The sequence below is a fragment of the Pseudomonas sp. CCOS 191 genome (assembly GCF_001007005.1).
GTDB classification, from domain to species: domain Bacteria; phylum Pseudomonadota; class Gammaproteobacteria; order Pseudomonadales; family Pseudomonadaceae; genus Aquipseudomonas; species Aquipseudomonas soli.
This window is the reverse complement of record NZ_LN847264.1, coordinates 3,948,037-3,972,490: the sequence shown is the minus strand read 5'-3', so window position 1 is coordinate 3,972,490 and position 24,454 is coordinate 3,948,037. Positions and strand designations below refer to the sequence as shown.

Genomic DNA, 24,454 nt, shown 5'->3' with positions numbered 1-24,454 from the left:
GGCTTGCCGGCGATAGGGCGCAAGGCGCCCCGGCTTATTCTGATATCCAGAAATAGACCCGCTCCGGATCCCCTTGGTCGAGGTTTTCGACTACGCCGCTTGCGACGAAGCCCTGGCGCTTCAGCAAGCGGCGCATCGGCTCATTGGAGCGATTGGTCGAAGCAAGACGAATGTTCATGGCTTGGTTCTGCAGTGGCTGTGCCGCGATTATCCGCGCCCGGACACGTCATGCACAGATGTTGGCGCAGCGCATGGCCTGGATGAAATGTCCGTCATGTTCGCAGGGTTAACGAATAGCCGGTGCTACGCTCGCAAAAACACCCTGACGGAAGCCCACCATGGACATGAACTGGCACCAGGCCCTGCAAGCGAGCCTGAGCTGGCTGGCGATCGCCTCGTTGGTCACCCTTGGCTGCTTCATCACCGCCGCCTTCCTGGCGGTGCGCTGCACTCGCTGGGGCGCTCAGTTCTGGCACCTGGCCGGACCTTATTTCAGTTGGCGCCGCAGCTGGCGCCCGCTGCTGGCCTTCGCCCTGCTGCTGGTGCTGACGTTGTTCGCGGTGCGCCTGAACGTGCTGTTCTCGTTCTGGTACAACGGTTTCTACAGTGCCTTGCAGGCCCTGGACCAGACGGCGTTCTGGTACATGCTCGGGGTGTTCGCGGTGCTGGCGACCATCCATGTACTGCGTTCGCTGTTCACCTTCTATGTGACCCAGGCCTTCAACATCCGCTGGCGGGTGTGGCTCACCGAGCGCCTGACCGCCGACTGGATGCACGGCGATGCCTACTACCGTGGGCAGTTTCTCGCAGAGCCCGTGGACAACCCCGACCAGCGTATCGAGCTGGACGTGAACAACTTTGTCACCGGTTCCCTTTCCCTGGCGCTGGGGGCGGTTGGCGCGGTGGTGTCGCTGGTGGCGTTCACCGGCATTCTCTGGGGCCTGTCCGCGCCACTGGCCGTGGCCGGCGTCGAAATCCCCCGGGCGATGGTGTTTGCTGTCTACATCTATGTGCTGATCGCCACCTGGATCGCCTTTCGCCTCGGCCAGCCGCTGATCCGCCTGAATTTCCTCAACGAAAAACTCACCGCCAACTTCCGCTACGCGCTCATGCGCTTGCGCGAGAACGCCGAGAACATCGCCTTCTACCAGGGCGCGCAGGTGGAGCGCGGCACCTTGCTCGGGCGTTTCTTCGCCTTGATCGGCAACGCCTGGGCCCTGGTATTCCGGAACCTCAAGTTCAGCGGGTTCAACCTGGGCGTCAGCCAGGTGGCGGTGGTGTTCCCGTTCATCCTCCAGGCGCCGCGCTTTTTCAGTGGTGCGATCAAGCTCGGCGACGTGATGCAGACCGCCCAGGCCTTTGGCCAGGTGCAGGATTCACTGTCGTTCTTCCGTGAGTCTTACGACACCTTCGCCCAGTATCGTGCCACCCTCGACCGTCTGACCGGGTTTCTCGATGCCAACCAGCAGGCCAGTGAGTTGCCACGGGTGACCACCGTGGACCAGGCGCATGCGCTGGGCATCCATGGCTTGCAGGTGCGTCGGCCCGACGGTCACGCGCTGATCACCGATCTCGACCTGGACCTGCACAGCGGCCAGGCGCTGTTGATCAAGGGGCCATCGGGCAGCGGCAAGACCACCTTGCTGCGCGCCCTGGCGGGCCTGTGGCCCCATGCCGACGGTGAGGTCAGGCGGCCGTTGGGGACGCAGGCGCTGTTCCTCTCGCAGCGTCCGTACCTGCCGTTGGGTGACCTGCGTACTGCCATCGCCTATCCGGCGCAGGGCGCGCCTGGGGACGATGCGCGCATGCAACAGGCCTTGCGCCAGGTCAATCTTGCCCACCTGGCCGAGCGACTGGACGAGCCGCGTGACTGGTCGCGCATCCTGTCGTTGGGCGAACAGCAGCGCCTGGCGTTTTCCCGGGTGCTGTTCAACCGGCCGCAGGTGGTGTTCCTCGACGAGTCCACCTCGGCGATGGACGAAGGGCTGGAACATGCGTTGTATTCGCTGCTGCGTGAGCAGTTGCCGGCGACGCTGCTGGTCAGCGTCGGGCACCGCAGCACCCTGGCGGCGTTCCATTCCCATCGCCTGGAGGTGGACGGGCAGGGGGGCTGGTCGCTCCTGGAGCCGCAGCCGTCAGCCATGACCCCGTGATTCCAGGACGCCCGCATCCTTGAGCGGGCTTGCCCCGCTATGGCGCAGTCCAGGCAATGAGATTGGTCCTGCCAGTTTTAGCGTCGGGTAAACCACAGCCCGGCCAGCGTGATCAGAGCGAACCCGCCCCCCACCATGAACGTCGCCCGGTACCCCGCCCAGTCCCACAAACCACCGGCCAGCACACTGGCTACCAGCAACGCCACCCCGGTCACCAGGTAGAACACGCCGAACGCAGTCCCGCGCAGCGCCTCGGGCGCGCTGTCGGCGATCAGGGCGCTGAACACGCCCTGGGTAAAGCCCATGTGCAGTCCCCACAGGGTAACTCCCAGCACCAGGCCGGGTAGGCCCGGCAACCAGGCCAGCAGCAGATCGGCCATTACCAGCAGGGCCAGCCCGGCCATCAACACACCCTGTCTCCCGATCCGGTCGGAGAGTGCGCCGGCGGGGTAGGCCGACAGTGCATATGCCAGCGACATCAGCACCAGCACGGCTGGCGCCCACAGTGCCGCAAGGCCAAGCGCCTGACCGCGCAGCAGCAGAAAGGCCTCGCTGAAGCGTGCCAGGGTGAACAGCGTGGCCAACATGACCAGGCGCCAGTAACGGTTGCCCAGCCGGGCCAGCTCACGCAATGCCAGGGGAGCGGCGCGCGCACTTGTCGCTGCGGGCTTGTCGGGCTCGCGAACGAAGGCGACCAGCACATAGAGCGCCATAAATGCGGGGACTACCGCCACCCAGAACACCGTCTGGAAGTGGCTCGCGGTCAACCACATCAACAGGATCGCCAGCAATGGCCCGAAAAAGGCCCCGACCGTATCCAGCGCCTGGCGCAGGCCGAATGCTGCGCCGCGCAGTTCGGCGGGAGTGACATCGGCAATCAGCGCATCCCTCGGCGCGCCACGGATGCCCTTGCCGACACGGTCGAGAAAACGCGCAGCGGTCAGCCATTCCAGCCCTGGGGCCAACGGGAACACCGGCTTGGTCACGGCGGCCAGGCCGTAGCCGATCACCGTCAGCAGCTTGCGCTTGCCCAGGCGGTCGCTGAGGGTGCCGGAGAACACCTTGGTAAACGCCGCCGTCGCCTCGGCGATACCTTCGATCAGGCCGACGGCCAGCACCGATGTGCCGAGCACGCTGACCATGTACAGCGGGAGGAGGGCATGGATCATCTCCGAAGAGATGTCCATCAGGAGCGAGACAAAACCCAGGGCCCAGACGCTGCGGGGGATGAGGGCGAGGCTGTGGCGGCGGCGCGAGTGCGGAACACTGTTCATGGGTGATCTCGGCGTTGCTCCGATTTCACTCTAGACAATAGTGGCCTCATCGAGCGGGCTCAGGCTGACCCGTACTGATGCAACTGTCCGGCTGCGCGTACGCATCAGATAGGCGATGGCGCCGTCCAGGCTCTTGCCCAGGGCCGGCCTGGCCATCACCAGCACCTAATGATCGCGAAAAGCGATAGGGTCAGGTCCTGTGCTCGAGTCGGCGTTCGATCATGTACTTGACCGCCAGACGGCGCTCCTTGAGATGGCGCAGGTCTTCGTCCACAAAGTTGCCTGCTGAGATCGACTCGGCGGCCAGCACCTGGTTGTCGATGTCCATGTACTCGTCCAGCAGGCGGTCGAGCTGCGGGTCTTGCTGGCGGCGTTGCTGGACGATTTCGCGTGGGTAGTGCAGGTCCTGGTAGAGGTCATGGGAAACGGGCATGGCGTCCTCCTTGTGATGCGCCGATGGGCTCTATCTGATTGGAATGGAGGAATGCGATTGTGTTGAAGCGAGGCGGTGGAATTGCGACGAGCGGTTGTCGGATGCGCCGCGAGAACCCTCTCGAAAGCTGGCTGATACAACTAACCTGCTGTTTTTCTGCGTTTTTTTTAAAAAAAAGCTTCCCACCTCGAAAAAAGGTTGTTAAAGTGCCGGCCATTCCCGAGCAGCAACACACGGAGCTGTCAGGGGTTGTCAGTGAGGCGGTGATCAGTCATTCGCCAGATCCGATACAGGGGCGTCGCCAAGCGGTAAGGCAGCAGGTTTTGATCCTGCCATGCGTTGGTTCGAATCCAGCCGCCCCTGCCATTTCCAAGCTGTATTCTCTCCTCAATCGCCTTTCGGCGATTTTTTCGTTTCTGCCTACCTGTTTTCCAGCGACTCGGCCAGCACCTGGGCGAGGATGTGTTCGTGCACCGGTTTCTGCACCACCTGGCATCCCGGCAATTCCAGCCCTTGCAGCTGGGCGTACCCGGTGAGGAACACCACGGGCAGGCGCGGAAAGCGCTCGCGGGCCGCCAGCGCCAGTTGAGCACCATTGAACTCCGGCATGGCGAAGTCGGTGAGCAGCAGGTCTATGCGTTCATCGAGCAGGGCCATGGCCTGCTTACCGTTGTGCGCCTGGTGTACCTCGTAGCCCTGGCGCTGCAGCAGGTCACCGATCATCTCGCGCACCAGATGGTCGTCGTCAACCAGCAGGATGTGACGCTCGGTCCCTCGGGCGAAAAGCGGGCGCACATCGTCCTCGCCTGCCGTGAGCGCATCGGCACGGGCCTTCACCGCTGGCAGGTAGACACTGACCAACGTGCCGCGGCCTGGCGTTGTATCAATGCGCACGCCACCGCCGATCTGTTTGGCGAAGCCGAACACCTGCGCCAGCCCCAGGCCCGAACCCTTGCCGATGTCCTTGGTGGTGAAGAACGGCTCGAAGGCTTTGGCCAGCACTTCCTCGCTCATGCCGCAGCCACTGTCGCGGATGCTCAGCACCACATACTCCCCGGGCTCCGGGTCCTCCGGGCGTTGTGGGTGGGTGTTGACCCGGGTGTTGCGCGTGGCCAGGGTCAGCTGGCCGCCCTCGGGCATGGCGTCGCGGGCGTTGATCGCCAGGTTGAGGATGATCATTTCGGTCTGGGTCGGGTCGGTCAGGGCTTGCCATAGCCCAGCATCGAGCTCCAGGCGCACTGCGACGCTGCCACCCAGCGTGCGGCGCAGCAGTTCCTCCAGCCCCGCCAGCGTGCGGTTGAGGTTCAACGGCACCGGCTCCAGGCGTTGCTTGCGCGAAAACGCCAGCAACTGGCTGGTCAGCTTGGCCCCGCGCTCGCCCGCCTCGCGAATGTGCTGCAGGCGCTTGTGTGCCTTGTCCAGCAGGCCTTTGTCCAGGTCGTTCTGCAGGAAGCTGGCACCGGTGAGGATCACCGTCAGCAGGTTGTTGAAGTCGTGCGCCACTCCGGCGGTGAGCTGGCCCACCGCTTCCAGGCGCTGCATCTGCTGCAGCGCGGCCTCGATGCGTTCGCGTTCGGCGATCTGTTCACGCAGGCGTTCGTTGGCCTCGGCCAGGTCCAGCACCGCCTCGCGTTCGCTGGAGATGTCGCGGGCAACCACATGCAGCAGGTTGTCGTCCGGCACCACCACCCACGACAGCCAGCGCTGCTGGCCTTCGGCATGCAGGATGCGGCCGACGAAGCGGGCGCTGGTGCGCCCCTGGGAGAGCGCGGCCAGCTCGGTGAGGAAGGTTTCCTGGTCGGCTTCCGGCAGCAGCTGCAGCAGCGAGATCTGCGCCAACCGCTCACGGGGAAAGCCCAACGCGGCTTCCCAGGCCGGGTTGAGGGCTACCGGGGTCAGGTCCTTGTTGAGTACCGCCAGCAGGTCCTGGGACAGTTCCCAGGCGCGGTCGCGCTCGCGGGTGCGGCGCTCGACCCGCTCGCCGAGCATCTCGTTGAGTTGCTCCAGCGCTCGGGTGGCCTGGCGCTGCTGGTGGATGTCCTGCAGCACCCCGGAAAAACGTACGCACAGGCCGTCGACGAGTTGGGTCTGGCCGGTGGAGAGCAGCCAGCGCGGTTCCAGTGCGCCGGGTTGCGCGATACGGAACTCGGCCCGGTAATGGCCATCGCTGTCAGGGCGCATGGCCTGCTCGACGGCGTTACGCACACGGGATTGGTCGTCGGGGTGGATGCCGGCGTAGAACACCTCGATTGTCATCCGGGTGTCGCTGGGCAGGCCGAACAGCATCTTGCAGCGGTCGTCCCAGACCAGCTGCTCGTCCTGCGGGCGGTAGTCCCAGGTGCCCATGCCGGCGGCATCGATGGCGATGCGGGCACGCGCCTCCGCCTCGGCCAGGGCTTCTTCGGCACGGCGTCGACGCTGGCGTTCCTGCACTTCGGTCAGCGCCCGGCGCACGGCCTTGGGCAGCAGTGGCAGGTTCTTCTTCAGGACGTAGTCGGTGGCGCCGAGGCGGATCATCTCCACCGCGTGCTCTTCGCCGTAGATGCCGGAGAGGAAGATGAACGGGATGTGTGGCGCCAGGCGTTGGGCGATGGCCAGCACATCGGTGCCGGAGGAGCTCGGCAGCACGCAATCGCACAGGATCAGGTCGTACGAGGACTCGCCCAGGGCGTGCTCGGCACCGACATGGTCGAACACCAACCGTGATTGCACCTGAAACCCGCTGCGCTCGAGGCGCACCAGGATCAGTTCGGCATCCATGGCGCTGTCTTCGACCATCAGCAGTTTCAGCGGAGTAAGCTGCATCGTGTCCGCCTCAGTTGCTGCCGCGACGGTTCAGGCGCAGCGAGCCGGGTGGTGGCTCGTTGAGCACCGCCCAGAACATGCCCAGGTCGGAGATGGCGGTGACGAACTCCTTGAACTCCACAGGCTTGACCACATAGGCATTGACCCCGAGCTCATAGGCCCGGCTCAGGTCCGGCCCCTCGCGCGAGGACGTCAGCATGACGATGGGGATGCTGCGCAACTCGGCGGTTTCGCGCACCACCTTGAGTACTTCCAGGCCATCGATCTTGGGCAGCTTCAGGTCCAGCAGCATCACTGCCGGGTTGCCGCCGTCGCGTCCGGCAAAGGCGTTGCGCCGCAGCAGGTAGTCCAGTGCATCGGCGCCGTCGCGCACCACGACCACCTCGTTGGCCAGTTGGCTGCGCTCGAGGGCGAGCAGGGTCAGTTCGAGGTCTCTGGGGTTGTCTTCGACCAGCAGGATAGGTTTGAGCATGATGTCCGGCCTCAGGCAGACTTTGGGTTGAGTGGCAGGGTGAAGTGGAAGCTGGCGCCCTGGTTGATGCGGCCCTCGGCCCACACCCGGCCATCGTGGCGCTCGATGATGCGGCGCACGCTGGCCAGGCCGATCCCGGTGCCTTCGAACTCTTCCATGCGGTGCAGGCGCTGGAACACGCCGAACAGCTTGTCGACATAGGCCATGTCGAAGCCCACGCCATTGTCGCGCACATAGAACTCGAGCTCGTGCCGGTGACGCACCGCGCCGATCTCGATGCGCGCGGGCGCGCGGCCACGGGTGTACTTGATGGCATTGGCGATCAGGTTGTGCAGGACCATGTTGATGAATGCCGGGTCGGCGATCACCTTGGGCAGGTCGGCGATTTCCCAGACGATGTCGCGCCCGGCATAGTCCGGCACCAGTTCCGTGCGGATGGTGTCGGCCAGGGTATTGAGGTCGACGTCGGACAGGCGCAGCGCCGAACGGCCCATCTGCGAGAAGTTGAGCAGGTTGTCCACCAAGGTGCCGGCGAACTGCGCGGCATCCTCGATATGGCCGAGGAAGCGCTTGCCGCGCTCGGAGAGCTGCTCCCCCTCTATTTCGCCGAGCAGTTCGCTGTAGCCGGCGATGTGCCGCAGCGGAGCACGCAGGTCGTGGGACACGCTGTAGGAAAAGGCTTCGAGTTCCTTGTTCGAGCGCTTCAGCTCGCCGGCCAGCTGTGCCAGTTCTTCGGCCTTGCGCAAGACGATGCCGAGCACCGCGCCGCGCAGCTCCAATACGCCTTCGACGATCAGCGGGTGCCAAGGCGCACTGAAACCGCGCACTTCCTGCTGCCAGCGCTCGAAGCTGTGCCGTGGATTGAGATTGCCTTGCAAACCTACGGACTTCTCCGGCCGGCCCGCCCAGTTCACCGTGTGGGCCTGCTCGGGCCGGAACCAGACAAGATAGTGCGAATGAATCTGCGAGATCGCGACTGCCATTACCCCGGCGGCATGCCGGGCCAGCTCGGGCAGCTCTTCGATGTCACGGTGAACGTTGTCGGTATGGAACACCGCCTCGCCGTCACGCCGCGCCAGCCAGTGCGCGAGGGCATTGACCAGCGCCGCCGGCGGCGTGGCGCCGATCAGGTCGCAGCGCTCGGCGCTGATGATCGCCGCCCCCGAGGCCCCGGCGAACTGCAGCATCACTTCGGGTTGGGCGAGCAGGCCATCGCTGACACTGTCGTGGTCGGCCATCGAGCCGAGCATGCGCACGATGCGCTGGCGCAAGTCGAGCAGCTGGCGTGTGCTGTCGTGGGACTCGATGGCCTCGATCTGCAACGACAGCACATTGGCCAGCAGTTCGCAGGCCGTGCGGGTCTGGAAATCCACCGGCCTTGGCTGGTCATGGTGACAGGACACCAGGCCCCATAGCTGGTCATCGACCACGATAGACAGCGACATCGACGCCAGGGTGCCCATGTTGCGCATGTACTGCAGGTGCACCGGCGATACGCTGCGCAGCGAGGCGAAGCTCATGTCCAGGGCCTTGCCGGTACGCGGATTGCTGGCCGGCACCAGGGGCGAGGGCTGGTAGTTGGCGTCTTCGATCACCCGGATGCGGTTGATCCGATACAGCTCGCGGGCCTGGCGCGGGATGTCCGAAGCCGGGAAGCACAGCCCCAGGTAGCTCGGGTAGCCCGGGTCGGCGTCCTCGGCCAGGACCGTGCCGGTGCCCTCGCTGTCGAAGCGGTAGGCCTTGACCCGGCCAAAGCCGGTGATGCGTTTGATCTGGCGCACGGACTGCAGCAGCAACTCGTCGATGCTGGTGACCTGGTGCAGGGTGCTGACGAAGGCGCGGACCAGCGGGTAGTAGTTGTCCTTCTCGCTACCCTGCGCAGTACCGCGGTGCGGTTCCAGTTCGAGGATCAGCACCTGGTCGTGGCGGTGGGCCAGGACCCGCAGCGGCGCTTGCCAAGGCGCACCGTCGTGCAGGCGTGTGTCGCCGATGTGAAACGGGAAGATCTCGTCGCCGGGCAGGTTGGCCAGGCGGGCGCGCAGGTCGAAGCTGGCGCTGACCAGCTCGGCGAAGGCCTGGCCCGCCAGCGCGCGGGCAGGTACGCCCAGCCAGCGCTCGGCATTCTCGCTGGCCTGGAGAATACGCAGGTCGGTCTCGTCCAGCACCAACAGGAAACCCTGTGGCTGAATGCTGCCCGGAACCTGGATCGGTTCCTGGGCACAGCGCTCGATGGCCTGCTCGAGCGAGGTCTGTTCGGTCGTCACGGGACTCTCCTGTAGGGTCCGTCCACGCATGGTGCATGCGTATTGCACAGGATGTTGCTGGTGAACGGTATCAGAATGCCGGCTACTTTGCCGGATCTGCTTGTTTTGAAAGGCGCCAGGCGCTGGGGTTTCGTTGCCAGGCAAGAAAATTCTATCGTGTCGCGCTTGTCGCGCTCGTAAAGGGCTGCATAGCCCTCGGTCCCACCATTTTCATTAATGCCAAAGAGGGGTAGGGCTTGCCCGGCCCGGATCCAATCGCGCTGCTACGCTCAAGTTCAACCTATACAGGAAGGACTGACAGGTGACGGAGCGCTTTGTGGCCATGCTGTTGGGCCTGTGGTTGAGTGGCAACGCCATGGCAGCGGATTTTCTTGTCGAAGTGCAGGTGCGCGTGCAGCGCGGGTGCATGCTGGTCAACCAGCAACGCGATGCCGGCCCGCAGGCGCTGGGGCGCATCGACCTGGGCAGCGCGGCGCGCCTGGATGGCCCTGGTGCACCGTTGAGTGGCGTGCTGCTGGCCCAGCGCCCGCCGCGACTGGAGTGTAACCCCGATACCCCGTACCAGGTGCGTGTCGATGGCGGCCAGCACGGCGGTGTCGGCGAACTGCGCTACCTGGCAAGCCGCGATGTCCAGGCCCGGCCGATTCCCTATCGCCTCTACCGCGACGCCGCCTGGCGCCAGCCGCTGGCGGTGGACGTTGCGCAATCGGCGCGGGTGCCGGACAGCGGCTCGGTGGAGCTTCCCCTCTACGCACGGATCGACAAGCTGGCCTGGGTGCCCCGCGCTGGCCTGTATGCCGATCTGCTCAAAGTCACGGTCACCTGGTAGGGAGGCTTCATGCTCATGGACGCGCTGCACCGTGGTTCGATCCTGCTGCTCACCCTTGGCCCGCTGCTGTTGCCCAGTGGCGCGGCCCACGGCACCACCACCGGTTTCATCCAGGCGCGCCTGGTGATCAGCGCCGCCTGCCAGATCAGCAGCGACCCGCAACCGGCTACCCTGGGCAACCCGGGCTTGATGGACTTCGGTGCGCGGGGGCCGACCTGGGATCAACCTCTGACCAGTCGGGTCGACGAGGCCGGCGGCGAGGGCAGCCTGCAGATCAGCTGTTCGCCCCAGGTACGCGCGTTCAGCGTGCGCATCAATGGTGGGCAGAACGGCAGCGACGGCGTGCGCCGCCTGAGCAATGGCCGCGAACTGATTCCCTACCAGCTGGCCATCGACCCGGGCGGCAACAGCCGCTACGGCATCGGCCAGGCCCGTACCTTCACCATCAGCAGTACCCAGCAAGTGCCCGTGCCCATCTACGGCGTGGTGGTCGCGCAACCCCGCGCGCTGCCCGCCGGGCTGTATCGCGACACCCTCAGGGTGACCCTGGACTGGTAACACGCAAGGAGATTGCAATGCCCAAGCACCTCACCCGCTGCATCCTCGCCGGCCTTGGCCTCGCCCTGACGGCCCAGGCCCAGGCCGCCACCGTGACCGGCACCATCAGCTCGACCCTGACCCTGACCGCCGCCTGCCAGGTCAACGGCAGCGGTGGCACCTCGGGGCTCAACTTCGGCAGCCTCAACTTCGGCACCCAGGATTCACTGTTCACCACCGCCAATGGCCAGGTGCTCGGCGGTGGCGGCGGGGCCATGAGCATTCTCTGCTCGGCAGGCACGGTGCCGACGATCAAGGTGCGTGCCGGCGCCCATGACTCGCAGTCCGCCGGCGGGACCCGGGCCTTGGCCGATGGCGCGGGCAATTTCGTGCCCTACGACTTCTACACCGATGCCGGCCATACCCAGCTGCTGGCGATCGACGGCACCATCACCCTGCCGACCAGTACCGGCGTGGCGCAGACCGTCAACCTGTACGGCCAGGCCCGCGGCAAGGCCGGTCTGCCGGCCGGGGTGTACACCGACACGGTGGCGGTCGAGCTGAGTTTCTGAGCCATGCCAGGCACTGCGCGGCTACTGGCGGTCGGCTTGTGCCTAGCGTTGACCCAGGGCGCCCACGCGGTCACCACCAGCACCTTCCAGGTGACGGCACAGATCGTCGCCGGCTGCCTGGTGGTGGGCGGCGTGACGGCCTATGGCGTGCTCGACTACGGCACCAGCTCGGCACTGTCCACGGCCACCCTGAGCACCTCGCTTGGCGGCAGCACGGTGACTTTCCAGTGCACCCCCGGCGTGGCCTTGAGCATGAGCCTGGACGGTGGCCAGAACAGCGCCAGCGGCACCCGCAATCTCAAGCGCTCGGGCGGTACACAATTGCTGGCCTATCAGCTTTACCGCGACGCCGGTTTCAGCCAGAGCCTGGGCATTGGCAGCAGCGTGGCGGTGAGCTACAGCGACCCGACCGCAATCAAACTGCCGGTCTATGGCCGTACCACCCTGACCGGCACCTTGCCGGCAGGGACCTACACCGATGTCGTGCAAGTGACGGTGACCTGGTGAAAGGCCACTGCGGATAACAGAGAAGGAGAGGGGCATGGGGGCAGGCGCTAACTGGGCGCGTGGGATCATCGGGCTGCTGCTGTTGGCCAGTGCACCGGCTTTCGCGGCCACTTCGGTGTTGATCTGGCCGATTGACCCGGTGCTGGAGGCTGACCAGAAGGCCGGCGCGCTGTGGCTGGAAAACCGTGGCACGGCGCCGGCCAGCCTGCAGGTGCGGGTGTTCGCCTGGCGCCAGGGCGAGTACCAGGAGCAGTTCCAGGCCCAGCGCGAGATCATTGGCAGCCCGCCGGTGGCCAATATTCCGGCGGGCCAGAAGCAACTTATCCGCCTGACCCGCACGGGCAGTTCGCCTGCGGGCCAGGAGCAGGCGTACCGCATCATCATCGACGAAATACCGTCACCACTGCCGGCTGATGCCGCCAGCGAAGGGCCGAAGGCAGCGATCCGCCTGCAGATGCGCTATTCGGTACCGCTGTTCGTCTACGGCGAAGGGCTGTGGGGCAAGCCCGACCCAGAGGGCAAGCGCAGCGCCGAAGGCGTGGGCAAGCCGCAGTTGAGCTGGCGCGCGGTGACGGTACAGGGCAAGCCCTATGTCGAGCTGCGCAACACGGGGCCGGTGCATGCGCGCCTGACCGACGTGGTGCTGCAGCAGGCTGGCCAGGACAGGCCATTGGTCGAAGGGCTGCTCGGCTATGTGTTGCCCGGCGCCAGCATGCGCTGGCCGGCACCGGCCACGCCGGGTGCTGCCAGCGTGCTGAAAGGGCGGGTCAACGGCCAGGAGGTGGCGCAGGCCATCAAACAGGGGCAATGACCCACGCTTGAACGGATCACAGGGGCCAGGGAGGACCCGGCAATGGTTGGAAATCGTGTGTGAGCTGGGTGCGGGTGGCAACGCACCGGTTGTGGCTGGGCCTGGCGGTGCTGGGACCCGGCCTGGGCGTGGCCGACGAGCTGCCGCCGCCGCCCTCGGAACATGCCGGCATCGCCGACGCCACGCTGTACCTCGACCTGCTGGTGAACCAGGTGGCCAAGGCTGAGCTGGTGCCGGTGCAGCAGCGCGCCGGGCGCCTGTACCTGGCCAGCGAGGTGCTGCGCGAGGCGGGCGTCAGGCTGCCGGGCGAGCCTCAAGGCGAGGTGGCCCTGGACGATATCTCTGGCCTGCACAGCGACTACGACAGCCAGAACCAGCGCCTGCTGCTGCAGGTGCCGCCGGCCTGGCTGCCCGACCAGCAGGTCGGTGAGCGCAACCTGTACCCGGCCAGCGACGCCCGCAGCAGCTTCGGCGCCTTGCTCAACTACGACGCCTACCTCAACGACACCGATGAGGGCGGCAGCTACCTGGCCGCCTGGAACGAACTGCGCCTGTTCGACGACTGGGGCACCTTTTCCACCACCGGGCAATGGCGCCAGTCGTTCAATGGCGCCCAGGCCCAGGGCCGGCAGGGCTTCCTGCGCTACGACACCACCTTCCGCTACACCGACGAGCAGCGCCTGCTTACCTATGAGGCCGGCGACCTGGTGACCGGCGCGCTGCCCTGGACCACCTCGGTGCGCGTGGGCGGCCTGCAACTGTCCCGCGACTTCGGCGCCCGTCCCGACCTGGTCACCTATCCGCTGCCGGCCTTTGCCGGCGAAGCCGCCGTGCCGACTTCACTGGACTTGTTCATCAACGGCTACAAGAGCAGCAGCACCGAGCTGCAACCGGGGCCCTACACCCTGACCAACGTGCCGTTCATCAATGGCGCCGGCGAAGCGGTGGTGGTCACCACCGATGCCCTGGGCCGGCAGGTGTCGACCACCTTGCCGTTCTATGTCACCAGCAGCCTGTTGGCCAAGGGCCTGTCGGACTTCTCGGTGGCCGCCGGCAGCCTGCGCCGCGACTACGCCGTGCGCGATTTCGCCTACGGCCCGGGTGTGGCCTCGGCGACCCTGCGCCATGGGTTGTCCGATTATTTCACCGTGGAAACCCATGCCGAGAGCGCCGAGTCGCTGATGCTCGGCGGCCTGGGCGGCAACCTGCGCCTGGGGACCTTCGGTGTGCTCAATGCGGCCGTGACCCAGAGCCGCTTCGAGGGCGATACAGGCCAGCAGCTGGCGCTGGGCTACCAGTACAACAGTCGGCGCATCGGCTTCAACTACCAGCGTGTGCAGCGCCATGGCGACTACGCCGACCTCTCGCGGGTCGACAGCCCCTACACGCGCCTGAGCCAGCGCAGCGAGCAGGCGACCCTGAGCCTGAACCTGGACAGTTACGGCAGCCTCGGCGCCGGCTACTTCGATGTGCGCGCTGGTGACGGCACGCGCACGCGGCTGATCAACCTCAGCTGGAGCAAGCCGCTGTGGCGCAACAGCAGCCTGTACCTGTCGGCCAACCGCGAGGTCGGTGACAGCCAGTGGGCGGTGCAGGCGCAACTGGTGATCCCCTTCGACCTGCGCGGCACCCTGGCCTTCAGCGCCGAGCGCAGCAAGGACGGCCAGGACCTGCAGCGGGTCAACTACAGCCAGGCGGTGCCGGTGGGCGGTGGTGTGGGCTACAACCTGGGCTACGCCACTGGCGGCAACCGCGACGACTACCGTCAGGCCGACCTGACCTGGCGCCTGCAATCGGTGCAGTTGCAGGTGGGCGCCTACGGCAGCAGCGGCGAGATGACCCGCTGGGCCGACGCCAGCGGTTCGCTGGTGCTGATGGATGCGGGGCTGTTCGCCGCCAACCGCATCGACGACGCCTTTGTGGTGGTCAGCACCAGCGGCTACGCCGACGTGCCGGTGCGCTACGAGAACCAGCAAATCGGCCGCACCGACCGCAATGGCCACTTGCTGGTGCCCTACAGCAGCGGCTATTACCGCGGTAAATACGAGATCGACCCCATGGACCTGCCCGCCGATGTGCTGGCGCCGCAGGTGGAGCAGCGCGTTGCCGTGCGCCGTGGCAGCGGTTACCTGCTGGAGTTCCCGCTCAAGCGTGTGCTGGCGGCGAGCCTGGTGTTGGTCGACGGCAATCAGCAGGAACTCAAGTTGGGCAGCCGGGTACGCCACCAGGAAAGCGGCGCCGAGGCGGTGGTGGGCTGGGATGGGCTGGTCTACCTGGAAAACCTGGCGCCGCACAATCGCCTGCAGGTGGACAAGGCCGATGGCGGGCAGTGCCAGGTGGCGTTCGACCTGCCTGAAGGGGAGGGGCCGATTCCGTTGATCGGTCCGTTGGTGTGCCAGTGAATGTTCGACGGCACGGCCTGCTGTTTGGCCTGTTGCTGGCGCCATGCCCGGCCTGGGCACTGTGCTCGTCGGTGGCCACCACGCCAGCGGCGTTCGGCACCGTCAACTCGACGCTGGTACGTACCACCGTGCAGACTGCCTCGACCACCAATTCCGGCTTGCAGTGCACCGGCTCGCTGCTCAGCCTGCTGTCCAGCAATGACCACTTCTACGCAACCATCACGCCCGCCTCCGGTGGCCTGGTCGGCCCGACCGGCGATGTCATCAACTACACCCTGTATGCCGACAACAGTGTCAATTACCCGATCACTCGGGGCGTTGCCTTCGACTTTGCTCGCAATGGCATCATCGACCTGCTCGGCCTGCTCAATGGTCCGACGCCCAAGGCGGTACCGATCTATCTGCGTACACAAATCGGCAGCAACGTCGCCGCTGGCCTGTACCAGGAAACGCTGACCGTCGCCTGGAGCTGGAACTACTGCTCGGGCATCGGCATCGGCAATATCTGCCTGGGGCGCGATATCGGCAGTGGCAGCAAGACCCTGAACGTCAGCCTGACGGTAAGCAACGACTGCCAGATCACCACGCCCAATATCAGCTTCGCCAGCGCACCGGTGGTGGCCGGGTTCGGCACGGTGAACCAGAGCCTGAGCGTGTCGTGCACCAAGGGCAGCAACTACACGGTGGGGCTGGACGACGGGCAGAATGTGTCGGGCGGGCGGCGGCGGATGAAGTCCAGTGCCAACAACTACCTGGCCTACGACATCTTCAAGAGCGCAGGCGTGGTGCGCTGGGGCTCGGTGGGCGCGGCGCGGCGTTCGAGCAGCGATGCCGAGGTGAACCCCGGGGCGGGGACCGGCACGGGCAGCCAGGTGTTCAACTACAACGCCAAGGTGTACACCGACCAGGCCACGCCGCCAGCGGCGACCTACACCGACAGCGTGATCCTGGATGTGCAGTTCTGAGTGCTGGCGTAGCTCAGCGCAGATCGCCGACCATCTTCAGCAACGTCTCAAGCACCGCCCCGGCCAGCGCCTTGGAGCGCTCACCCGACCACCCGGTGCGCTGATTCGGCGCATCGTCGTGGTCCTTGAACGGCATCTCCAGGGTCAGCGACAGGCAGTCGTGAGCCTGGCCCACGGCATTGCAGGCCAGGGTCATGTTGGCCTGGCCCGGTTCGTCGCGGGTATAGCCGTACTTCGTCTGGAAGTCTGGTGTCAGGCTGCACAGGGTGCTGCGGAACTGCTCTTCCAGTTTGGCGATGCGCGGCGTGTAGCCGGGGTTGCCCTCGCAGGCCGCAGTGAACACATGGGGGATCTCCTCGTCGCCATGGGCATCGATGAACGCGTCCACGCCATGCAGCTTCATCTGGCTCTGGGCGAAGAACACCTCGGGGCTCAGCTCGACGCTGGCGTCCTGCCAGGCGCGGTTGAGGTCCTTGCCCTTGAAGTTGGTGCGCAGGTGTCCGAGGAAGGCACCGTCCGGGTTCATGTTCGGGATCAGGTACAGGTCGGCCTTGGCCAGCAGTTGCTGGATGACCGGGCCATTGGCTTCGAGGGCGTCGATCACACCTTCCATGAACCATTCGGCCATGTGCTCGCCCGGGTGCTGCTGGGCGATGATCCACAGCTTGCGCTTGCCATCCGTGCCGTTGCCTGCGCGCAGCAGCGGGATATCCCGCCCCTGCACGCTGCGCCCGCTGGCCAGCAGTTCGACGCCGGGGATCTGTTTGGCACGCTCGATCAACTGGTTGTGGCGCGCACGGGGGTAAGGCTCGAAGTAGGCGAACCAGGCTTGTGGCTGTTCGGCCTTGAAGTCGAAGTTCAGGGCCTTGCCGTCGAACTGGCTGGGCACGCGGAACCAGGTCTGCTGGTCGTACGAGGCCACGGCGTGGTAGCCGGTCCAGGCGTTCTTGTAGGAGGACTGGTGGGCGTTGTCCAGGCTGAAGCGATGGACCTGGCCCGGAGTCAGGCCGCTGGCCTTGAAATGGAACCACTGGAAGTGGTCGCTGTGACTGTCCTTGCGGATGTTCAGGTGGACGTGCGCAGGGTCGCTGGCGTCCAGGACCAGGATGTTGCCGGAGTCGAAATCGCAGTCGATGTGCAGCGGGGAGAGCGTCACGGTCATTGCCAGCCTCCTGTTGGCGTTGTTGTGACCGTACTCTACACCGCCTGGTGGTGCGGGTGCGCAGGTTAATTGACGCAGTCGTGGATCAGTCCACCCCTGTGAATCAGGTCAACAGCCCCAGCGCCACAAGCGCAGCAACACCAAGCCCGACGGCAATCGAACAGCCGCCCAGCGACAGCGCCGCGCGCCCTTGCCGGTACCAGCCGTCATGGCCTAATTGCCGCGCCGGGGCGAGCAGGCTGCGCCAGCGCAGTTCGGTTTCGTGGAAGGCGCGCAGGTGGTCGGGGTCAGCATCCAGCCAGCGGCGGAAATCGATGCGTTCGCTGGAGGTCACCTGCGGGCTTTGCAGGCGCACATACCATTGGCCGGCGATGCTGGCCAGCGCGTCGCCGGGGGCGCGGGCGGTCTGCAGGGCCTGGTTCATGTGGCGCTCGATGCTGATCAGTGGCAGGTCCAGGCGTTCGGCGATGGCGGCGAAGCTCTGCTGGTCGAGGCGGTTGAGCAGGAAGACTTGCTGGACCCGGCGCGGCAAGCGCTTGAGTGCATGCAGCAGCGCGTCTTCAGCGTGCAGTTCGGCAGGGCGCGGGTCGTGCTCGAGGGGCAGCAGCAGGCGGGTCATGGACAGCTCCTTGCTCATAAGGAAAGGGGTGGGGGCATCTTCCTTGATGCGGAGCCAGCTTAGGTTAAACGAGATTGATTCTCAAGTGCTGATTCCGCAAAGATTTGTAATGAGCATTCACGTGCTGACACACTTTTGCTATCATCGCGGCCATTAAACGATCTTCATTAGCCTGAAGAGCCAAAAAAAATGACCCGGCAAAAAGCCGGGTCAAAAACCGTGATTAGCCTGATGAGGAGATAATCTGAGCGTCCGACCTGAGGACGTTGCAGGTTATCCAGCGGGTCTCGCGACCTGCTGAGTGCAATAATAATCGTTATCATTTGCCAGTCAAATGATTTTTCAGCGATCGGCTAAAAAAATATTCCTGACGCACTCCTCGTCCCCGGCAATCGGGGCTTTTGCCGTTCGTCGGCTATCACGTTCTCCCTTCAGATCGATGCCTTTTCCGTGGCGTGGTGCTGCTCCAGCAGGGCGCGGGCCATGTTGATCATGTGCATCAGCGCAAACACCACTTCCCGTGTCGTGCCCTGCAGATGGTTGCCGGTTTCCTGTGCCGTGGTGTGAGGAGGCGGTGGATTTGGCACTGTGAAGCGCTGTCTTTGGCATCCCCAGTAAACATGCGGGCTAGAGACGATTTTGAATGCCAAATAGCCTGCAAAAATGCGTAAGAATGAAGAAAATCCCCATTTTCCTTAGCGCAGCCTTTGGCACCGAAAAATAGCACAACATATTGATTTTTCTCTGATTTATCAGAAGTGCCAAATATCGCGTTGGTGCCAAATCCAGCGCCTGCTCACAGTTCTCCCTTCAGATCGATGCCTTTTCCGTGGCGTGGCGCTGCTCCAGCAGGGCGCGGGCCATGTTGATCATGTGCATCAGCGCAAACACCACTTCCCGTGTCGTGCCCTGCAGATGGTTGCCAGTTTCCTGTGCCGTGGCCGAGGCGCAGCGCAGCAGGGCCATGGCGTGCTCGCTGGCCTGGGCGTCGCTGACGCCTTCGCGCAGGGTCCACAGTGAACGCTCCAGGTCGCGGGGCGTGGGGGTGGGGTTGAGGTAGAAATCGAGGGCGCGGCGGGCTGCTTCTTCGTCGAGATCTGTTTCCGTTTCTTTCGAGATGTTCATCCTGATTACCTGCGAATACCAGTAGGTGAAAGGTGAAGCTCGATTCTAATACCTAAAGTATTTAAATGTGTTTTGGCAAATACTACTTGATGTGTATTGAACGCAAGGAGTCAGTCCGTATCGTGCCTGCGATGAATATGGACAAATGGATAGCCCTGGTTCGGGAACGGATCGAGGAGCTCGATATCTCCCAGGAGCAGCTTGCCGAACGCGTTGGGGTTTCCCAAGGCAGCATCGGCCATTGGCTGAAGAAGCGCCGTCAGCCTCGGGTCGACTCGATGAACCGTACGTTCATCGAGCTGGGCATGCCGCATTACCAGGTCAGCATGCAGCTGCGTGTGTTGGGGCAGGTGGGTGAGGAGCCGGCGCGTTACGGCCTCGAGGAAGAGGACGATGACGACGGGCTGGCGAAATACTTCGTATGTTTCCGCTATCCGGTGCGTGATTGGGCCGCGTTGGGTCAGGAGCAGGGGGAGGCATCCGATGTCTTCGAACAGACCGACTACCTGGCCCAAGGCAAGGCGTTCTGGCTGAGGGTCGAGAACGACACCATGAGTGCGGCCAGCGGCAGGAGCGTGCCCGAGGGGGTTCGAATCCTGGTCGATGACGGCGTGGCCGTAGAGCCGGGGCGTCTGGTGATTGCCCGGCTGCCTGGCAAGTCCGCGATCTTTCGGCAGCTGACCGAGGAGGGTGGGCAGCGGTATTTGAAGGCGCTCAACAATACTTATCCGACCTTGGTGTGCGAGGACGGCTGCGAGTTTCTCGGGGTCGTTGTGCGGATGCACGGGGTGCTTTAGATCGCGTTGGGGCCGAGAGGGGCCAGACGGTAGCCTTGCAGCGCTCTTGAGATCGAGCGCCGCCCGCGCGGCGCATCGCGGATGAATCCGCTCCTACATTTGTTGCAACGTACCGAACCTGTCAGGCCATGGTTGCCAGCCTTGGCGCAGGGCTTGAGACAGGTGGAGCGGCAGCAGTGCCCACCGAGAAATCGCGTCGAGCGCACAAGGCTTACAACCATGGCCTATCAGGCATGGCCACGTTGCAACAAATGTAGGAGCGGATTCATCCGCGATGCGCCGCGCGGGCGGCGCTCGATTTCATAGGCGAAACAACCCTTTCGGCGAACACATTGCCGCCGTTACGCCTCCTCCAGCTCGACCAGCACTGTCCCCTCGCTGACCATATCCCCCTCCTGGCAGAACAGCGCCTTCACCGTCCCATCATGTGGCGCCCGGATGCTGTGCTCCATCTTCATCGCCTCCAGTACCACCAGCGCGGTACCGGCCTCGACCACCTGCCCCGGCTCCACCAGCACCCGCACGATACTGCCGTTCATCGGCGCACCCAGCCCGCCCTGGTGGCTGTGGCTGGCCTCGGCCGCAGCGATCGGATCATGGGCACCGACTGCGTGCAATTCGCCCTGCCACTGCAGGTACAGCGTGCCGCCCCGGCGAACCGCCAGGTAACGACGACGCAGGCCGTCCTGCTCATGGCACAGTTGCTCACCCTCCAGGCGATACGTCGAAGGCGCACTACGCTCCAGCGCCACCGCCTGCTCATGCCCGTCGCATTGCAGGTGCAGGCTGCTGCGTGCCGGCAGCCCCAGGCGCAGGCCATCGCGCAAGGTCCAGGGCGAGGCGGGGTCGTCCTGGCGCAGTTGTGCCGGCTCACCTTGCAGCCAGGCTTCGGCGGCGGCCTCCCAGAATTGCGCCGGCAGCGCCTGTGGCGGGGGTAGCAACACATCCTGGTGACGCGGGATGAACCCGGTGTCCAGCTCCGCTTCGGCAAACGCCGGGTGCGCCAGGATGCGGCGCAGGAAGGCAATGTTGGTCTTCAGCCCGCCAATGGCGAACTCATCGAGCATCGCCAGCAGTCGCAGGCGCGCTTGCTCGCGGTCCTGTCCCCAGGCGATCAGCTTGCCCAGCATCGGGTCGTAGAACGGCGATACCACATCGCCCTCGCTGACACCGCTGTCCACCCGACGGCCTTCGCCCGGCGCCGACTCGCGGTACAGCGCCAGGGTGCCGGTGGCCGGGAGGAATTCGTTGGCCGGATCCTCCGCGTACAGCCGCACCTCGATGGCATGGCCGATCAGCGGCACCTGCTCTTGAGTCAAAGGCAGTGGCTCACCGCAGGCCACGCGGATCTGCCAGGCCACCAGGTCAAGCCCGGTGATGGCCTCGGTGACCGGATGCTCCACCTGCAGCCGAGTGTTCATCTCCATGAAGAAGAACTCGCCGCGGGCATCGAGCAGGAACTCCACGGTACCGGCGCCCACATATCCGATGGCCTGGGCGGCGCGTACCGCAGCCTCGCCCATGGCCTTGCGCAGCTCGGGGGACAGGCCCGGCGCCGGGGCTTCCTCGACCACTTTCTGATGGCGGCGCTGGATCGAGCAGTCGCGTTCGTTGAGGTACAGGCAGTTGCCATGCTGGTCGGCGAACACCTGGATCTCCACGTGGCGCGGCTTGAGCACGTATTTCTCGACCAGCATCCGCGCATCGCCGAACGACGACTGCGCCTCGCGCTGCGCCGAGGCCAGGGCGTCGGCCAGCTGGCTTTCCTCCTCGACCACCTTCATGCCCTTGCCGCCACCGCCGGCGCTGGCCTTGAGCAGCACCGGGTAGCCGATGCGCTCGGCGGCGGCGCGGAAAGTCTCCAGATCCTGGGCCTCACCGTGGTAGCCCGGCACCAGCGGCACCCCGGCGGCTTCCATCAGCGCCTTGGCCGCCGACTTGCTGCCCATGGCGTCGATGGCGCTGGCCGGCGGGCCGAGGAAGATCAGCCCGGCCTGTTCGATGGCGCGGGCGAAACCGGCGTTTTCGGACAGGAAGCCATAGCCCGGGTGGATCGCCTGGGCGCCGCTGGCCTTGGCAGCGGCGAGCAGCTTGTCGATCACCAGGTAGCTGTCGGCGGCCTTGCTGCCACCGAGGTCGACGCGGATATCAGCCTCGCGGCTGTGGCGCGCGTCGCGGTCGGTGGCGCTGTGCACGGCCACGGTGGTCAGGCCCATGGCCTTGGCGGTGCGCATCACCCGGCAGGCGATCTCGCCGCGGTTGGCGACCAGCAGGGTAGTCAGCGTGGGTCGGCTCATGGGCGCGGTTCCTTGTTGTCTTGCCAGGCAGGGCGGCGTTTTTCCAGGAAGGCGCGCAGGCCCTCCTGGCCTTCGGCGCTGACGCGGATGCGGGCGATGGTGTTCTCGCAGTAGCGGCGCAGGGCCGGGCTCAGCTCGCCGTCATCCACTTCGCGCAACAGGTCCTTGGTGGCGCGCAGCGCCTGCGGGCTGTTGTGCAGCAGGTTGTCGACCCAGGCCTCGACCTGGGCGTCCAGTTCGGCGGCCGGGTACACCTCGGCCAGCAGGCCCAGGTCGCGGGCGCGCACGCCGCTGAAGCGCTCGGCGGTGAGGGCGTAGCGGCGGGCGGCGCGCTCGCCGATGGCCTTGACCACGAACGGGCTTATCACCGCCGGCGCCAGGCCGATGCGTACCTCCGACAGGCACAGCTGCGCGTCTTCGGCACCGATGGCCATGTCGCAGCAACTGATCAGCCCCAGCGCGCCGCCAAATGCCGCGCCCTGGACCACGGCCAGGGTCGGCACTTTGAGCCGGTGCAGGGCGTACATCAGTTCGCCCAGCTCATGGGCGTCGTCCAGGTTGGTGTTGAAGTCCAGCTGCGCCGACTGCTGCATCCAGGCAAGGTCCGCGCCGGCACTGAAGTGCCGGCCACGGCCGCGCAGCACCACGAAGCGCAGGCTGGCGTCCTCGCCCAGCTGGTCGATGGCGACGATCAGCTCGCGGATCATCTGCGCGTTGAAGGCGTTGTTCTTGTCTTCCCGGCTCAGCCACAGGGTGGCGAAGCCGCGAGGGTCCTTGACCAGTTCAAGGGTGGCGAATTCGCTCATGGGTCACATCCGGAAAATGCCGAAGCGGCTCTGTTCGATCGGGGCGTTCAGCGCGGCGGACAACGCCAGGCCGAGCACGTCGCGGGTCTGCGCCGGGTCGATGACACCGTCGTCCCACAGCCGGGCGCTGGAGTAGTAAGGGTGACCCTGGCGCTCGTACTGGTCGAGGATCGGCTGCTTGAGCTTCTTCTCGTCTTCGCTGCTGAACACCTCGCCGCTGCGCTCGCTCTGCTCGCGCTTGACCTGGGCCAGCACGCCGGCCGCCTGCTCGGCGCCCATCACGCCGATGCGGGCGTTGGGCCACATCCACAGGAAGCGCGGGTCGTAGGCGCGGCCGCACATGCCGTAGTTGCCGGCGCCGAAGCTGCCGCCGATGATCACCGTGAACTTCGGCACCTGGGCGCAGGCCACCGCGGTCACCAGCTTGGCGCCATGCTTGGCGATGCCGCCTTCCTCGTACTTCTTGCCGACCATGAAACCGGTGATGTTCTGCAGGAACAGCAGCGGGATGCCGCGTTGGCAGGCCAGCTCGATGAAGTGCGCGCCTTTTTGCGCGGCTTCGGCAAAGAGGATGCCGTTGTTGGCCAGGATCGCCACCGGGTAGCCGTGCAGGTGGGCGAAGCCGCACACCAGGGTAGTGCCGAACAGCGCCTTGAACTCATCGAACACCGAGCCATCAACCAGACGGGCGATCACCTCGCGCACGTCGAACGGTTGCTTGGCGTCTGCCGGAACCACGCCGTACAGCTCTTCTGCGCCATACAGCGGTGCAATCGGCGCCTGGCACTGCAGCTTGCCCTGCTTGTGCCAGTTGAGGTTGGCGACGCTGCGCCGGGCGATGGCCAGGGCGTGTTCGTCGTTGTCGGCATAGTGGTCGGCCACGCCGCTGGTGCGGCAGTGCACGTCGGCGCCGCCGAGGTCCTCGGCGCTGACCACTTCACCGGTTGCGGCCTTCACCAGGGGGGGGCCTGCGAGGAAGATGGTCGCCTGCTGGCGCACCATGATCGCTTCGTCGGCCATGGCCGGCACGTAGGCACCACCGGCGGTGCACGAACCCATCACCACGGCGATCTGCGGGATGCCCAGGGCACTCATGTTGGCCTGGTTGAAGAAGATCCGCCCGAAGTGCTCGCGGTCGGGGAACACCTCGTCCTGGCGCGGCAGGTTGGCGCCGCCGGAGTCCACCAGGTAGATGCATGGCAGACGGTTCTGCAGGGCGATGGTCTGGGCGCGCAGGTGCTTCTTCACGGTCAGCGGGTAGTAGGAGCCGCCTTTGACCGTGGCGTCGTTGGCCACGATCATGCATTCCACGCCTTCGACGCGGCCAATGCCGGCGATCACGCCGGCGGCCGGCACGTCTTCGCCGTACACCTCATGGGCGGCCAGCTGGCCGATCTCGAGGAACGCCGAGCCCGGGTCGAGCAGGCGGTCGATACGCTCGCGAGGCAGCAGCTTGCCCCGCGAGGTATGCCGCTCCTGGGCCTTCGGCCCGCCGCCCTGACTGACCTGGGCGAGCAGGCCGCGCAGGGCCTGGACCTGTTCGAGCATGGTCGCGCTGTTGGCGGCGAATTCCGCCGAGCGCGGGTTGATCTGGGTGTGCAGGGTAGCCATGTGCGCCCGTTCC

22 protein-coding genes, 1 tRNA gene and 1 pseudogene are annotated in these 24,454 nt (G+C 65.5%); 10 read left to right on the top strand and 14 right to left on the bottom strand.

The annotated features are described in order from the left end of the window. Positions 1-34: 34 nt before the first annotated feature. Positions 35-178: a hypothetical protein gene (locus CCOS191_RS28235; RefSeq protein ID WP_177330351.1), complete on the bottom strand. Its 144-nt coding sequence runs from the start codon at positions 176-178 to the stop codon at positions 35-37. Between the two features lie 160 nt (positions 179-338). Between CCOS191_RS28235 and CCOS191_RS17535 the strand changes: the two genes are divergently transcribed. Beyond that, positions 339-2,153: an ABC transporter ATP-binding protein/permease gene (locus tag CCOS191_RS17535; RefSeq protein ID WP_046856310.1), complete on the top strand. Its 1,815-nt coding sequence runs from the start codon at positions 339-341 to the stop codon at positions 2,151-2,153. Positions 2,154-2,230: 77 nt separating this feature from the next. Here the strand turns inward: CCOS191_RS17535 and CCOS191_RS17530 are convergent, their stop codons facing one another. From CCOS191_RS17530 to CCOS191_RS17525, 3 genes are read right to left on the bottom strand one after another with little or no spacing between them, the layout of a single operon-like run. Then, complete coding sequence (locus CCOS191_RS17530) at positions 2,231-3,427, bottom strand: MFS transporter (protein ID WP_046856309.1); 1,197 nt, start codon at positions 3,425-3,427, stop codon at positions 2,231-2,233. Between the two features lie 30 nt (positions 3,428-3,457). Next, entirely contained in the window at positions 3,458-3,583 is a 126-nt protein-coding gene (locus CCOS191_RS28545; RefSeq protein ID WP_269451389.1) for a hypothetical protein, read from the bottom strand. 34 nt (positions 3,584-3,617) lie between these two features. Then, positions 3,618-3,860 (bottom strand): hypothetical protein, encoded by a 243-nt coding sequence (locus CCOS191_RS17525; RefSeq protein ID WP_046856308.1) that lies wholly within the window; start codon positions 3,858-3,860, stop codon positions 3,618-3,620. Between the two features lie 291 nt (positions 3,861-4,151). On the opposite strand from CCOS191_RS17525, the gene CCOS191_RS17520 reads away from it, so the two are divergent. Beyond that, positions 4,152-4,226: transfer RNA gene (locus tag CCOS191_RS17520), tRNA-Gln, on the top strand. Between the two features lie 54 nt (positions 4,227-4,280). On the opposite strand, the gene CCOS191_RS17515 is transcribed toward CCOS191_RS17520, so the two are convergent. The 3 genes from CCOS191_RS17515 to CCOS191_RS17505 are packed head-to-tail and all read right to left on the bottom strand — an operon-like array spanning position 4,281 to position 9,431. After that, a complete protein-coding gene (locus tag CCOS191_RS17515) occupies positions 4,281-6,665 on the bottom strand; it encodes a response regulator (protein WP_046856307.1) in 2,385 nt (794 codons plus the stop codon). A gap of 10 nt (positions 6,666-6,675) precedes the next feature. After that, the gene (locus CCOS191_RS17510; RefSeq protein ID WP_046856306.1) at positions 6,676-7,137 is read right to left on the bottom strand and encodes a response regulator; all 462 of its coding nucleotides are present in this window, start codon (positions 7,135-7,137) and stop codon (positions 6,676-6,678) included. Positions 7,138-7,148: 11 nt separating this feature from the next. Next, a complete protein-coding gene (locus tag CCOS191_RS17505) occupies positions 7,149-9,431 on the bottom strand; it encodes an ATP-binding protein (protein ID WP_046856305.1) in 2,283 nt (760 codons plus the stop codon). 271 nt (positions 9,432-9,702) lie between these two features. On the opposite strand from CCOS191_RS17505, the gene CCOS191_RS17500 reads away from it, so the two are divergent. The 7 genes from CCOS191_RS17500 (at position 9,703) to CCOS191_RS17470 (ending at position 16,024) form a co-directional block, all read left to right on the top strand. Then, positions 9,703-10,230, top strand: a complete 528-nt coding sequence (locus CCOS191_RS17500) for a Csu type fimbrial protein (RefSeq protein ID WP_046856304.1) — start codon at positions 9,703-9,705, stop codon at positions 10,228-10,230. Positions 10,231-10,254: 24 nt separating this feature from the next. Next, on the top strand, positions 10,255-10,788 hold the full coding sequence (locus tag CCOS191_RS17495) for a Csu type fimbrial protein (protein WP_046857848.1): 534 nt from the start codon (positions 10,255-10,257) through the stop codon (positions 10,786-10,788). Positions 10,789-10,805: 17 nt separating this feature from the next. Beyond that, complete coding sequence (locus tag CCOS191_RS17490) at positions 10,806-11,339, top strand: Csu type fimbrial protein (protein ID WP_046856303.1); 534 nt, start codon at positions 10,806-10,808, stop codon at positions 11,337-11,339. Positions 11,340-11,342: 3 nt separating this feature from the next. Further along, the gene (locus tag CCOS191_RS17485; RefSeq protein ID WP_082120453.1) at positions 11,343-11,846 is read left to right on the top strand and encodes a Csu type fimbrial protein; all 504 of its coding nucleotides are present in this window, start codon (positions 11,343-11,345) and stop codon (positions 11,844-11,846) included. 34 nt (positions 11,847-11,880) lie between these two features. Then, on the top strand, positions 11,881-12,657 hold the full coding sequence (locus tag CCOS191_RS17480; RefSeq protein ID WP_046856302.1) for a fimbrial biogenesis chaperone: 777 nt from the start codon (positions 11,881-11,883) through the stop codon (positions 12,655-12,657). Positions 12,658-12,725: 68 nt separating this feature from the next. Continuing rightward, positions 12,726-15,059, top strand: coding sequence for a fimbria/pilus outer membrane usher protein (locus CCOS191_RS17475; protein ID WP_172670928.1), 2,334 nt, complete (start codon positions 12,726-12,728; stop codon positions 15,057-15,059). Next, complete coding sequence (locus tag CCOS191_RS17470; protein ID WP_046856300.1) at positions 15,056-16,024, top strand: Csu type fimbrial protein; 969 nt, start codon at positions 15,056-15,058, stop codon at positions 16,022-16,024. The genes CCOS191_RS17475 and CCOS191_RS17470 overlap by 4 nt, the downstream gene beginning before the upstream one ends. Positions 16,025-16,037: 13 nt before the next feature. Here the strand turns inward: CCOS191_RS17470 and CCOS191_RS17465 are convergent, their stop codons facing one another. The 4 genes and pseudogenes from CCOS191_RS17465 to CCOS191_RS17455 all read right to left on the bottom strand — a co-directional run bounded on the left by CCOS191_RS17465 (position 16,038) and on the right by CCOS191_RS17455 (position 18,930). After that, a complete protein-coding gene (locus tag CCOS191_RS17465) occupies positions 16,038-17,186 on the bottom strand; it encodes a M14 family metallopeptidase (RefSeq protein WP_046856299.1) in 1,149 nt (382 codons plus the stop codon). A 103-nt stretch (positions 17,187-17,289) separates the two neighbouring features. Then, positions 17,290-17,805 (bottom strand): DUF4880 domain-containing protein, encoded by a 516-nt coding sequence (locus CCOS191_RS17460; protein WP_046857846.1) that lies wholly within the window; start codon positions 17,803-17,805, stop codon positions 17,290-17,292. A 431-nt stretch (positions 17,806-18,236) separates the two neighbouring features. Further along, positions 18,237-18,365, bottom strand: a pseudogene (locus CCOS191_RS28040) (DUF6124 family protein); the annotation flags it as partial. 250 nt (positions 18,366-18,615) lie between these two features. Further along, complete coding sequence (locus tag CCOS191_RS17455) at positions 18,616-18,930, bottom strand: DUF6124 family protein (RefSeq protein WP_046856298.1); 315 nt, start codon at positions 18,928-18,930, stop codon at positions 18,616-18,618. Positions 18,931-19,019: 89 nt separating this feature from the next. Between CCOS191_RS17455 and CCOS191_RS17450 the strand changes: the two genes are divergently transcribed. Beyond that, positions 19,020-19,727, top strand: coding sequence for a S24 family peptidase (locus CCOS191_RS17450; RefSeq protein WP_046857845.1), 708 nt, complete (start codon positions 19,020-19,022; stop codon positions 19,725-19,727). A 341-nt stretch (positions 19,728-20,068) separates the two neighbouring features. On the opposite strand, the gene CCOS191_RS17445 is transcribed toward CCOS191_RS17450, so the two are convergent. The 3 genes from CCOS191_RS17445 to CCOS191_RS17435 are packed head-to-tail and all read right to left on the bottom strand — an operon-like array spanning position 20,069 to position 24,441. Continuing rightward, the gene (locus tag CCOS191_RS17445; RefSeq protein WP_046856297.1) at positions 20,069-22,024 is read right to left on the bottom strand and encodes an acetyl/propionyl/methylcrotonyl-CoA carboxylase subunit alpha; all 1,956 of its coding nucleotides are present in this window, start codon (positions 22,022-22,024) and stop codon (positions 20,069-20,071) included. Continuing rightward, positions 22,021-22,830, bottom strand: a complete 810-nt coding sequence (locus tag CCOS191_RS17440; protein WP_038705777.1) for a gamma-carboxygeranoyl-CoA hydratase — start codon at positions 22,828-22,830, stop codon at positions 22,021-22,023. The genes CCOS191_RS17445 and CCOS191_RS17440 overlap by 4 nt, the downstream gene beginning before the upstream one ends. A gap of 3 nt (positions 22,831-22,833) precedes the next feature. Continuing rightward, positions 22,834-24,441 (bottom strand): carboxyl transferase domain-containing protein, encoded by a 1,608-nt coding sequence (locus tag CCOS191_RS17435; RefSeq protein WP_046856296.1) that lies wholly within the window; start codon positions 24,439-24,441, stop codon positions 22,834-22,836. Between the last annotated feature and the right edge of the window lie 13 nt (positions 24,442-24,454).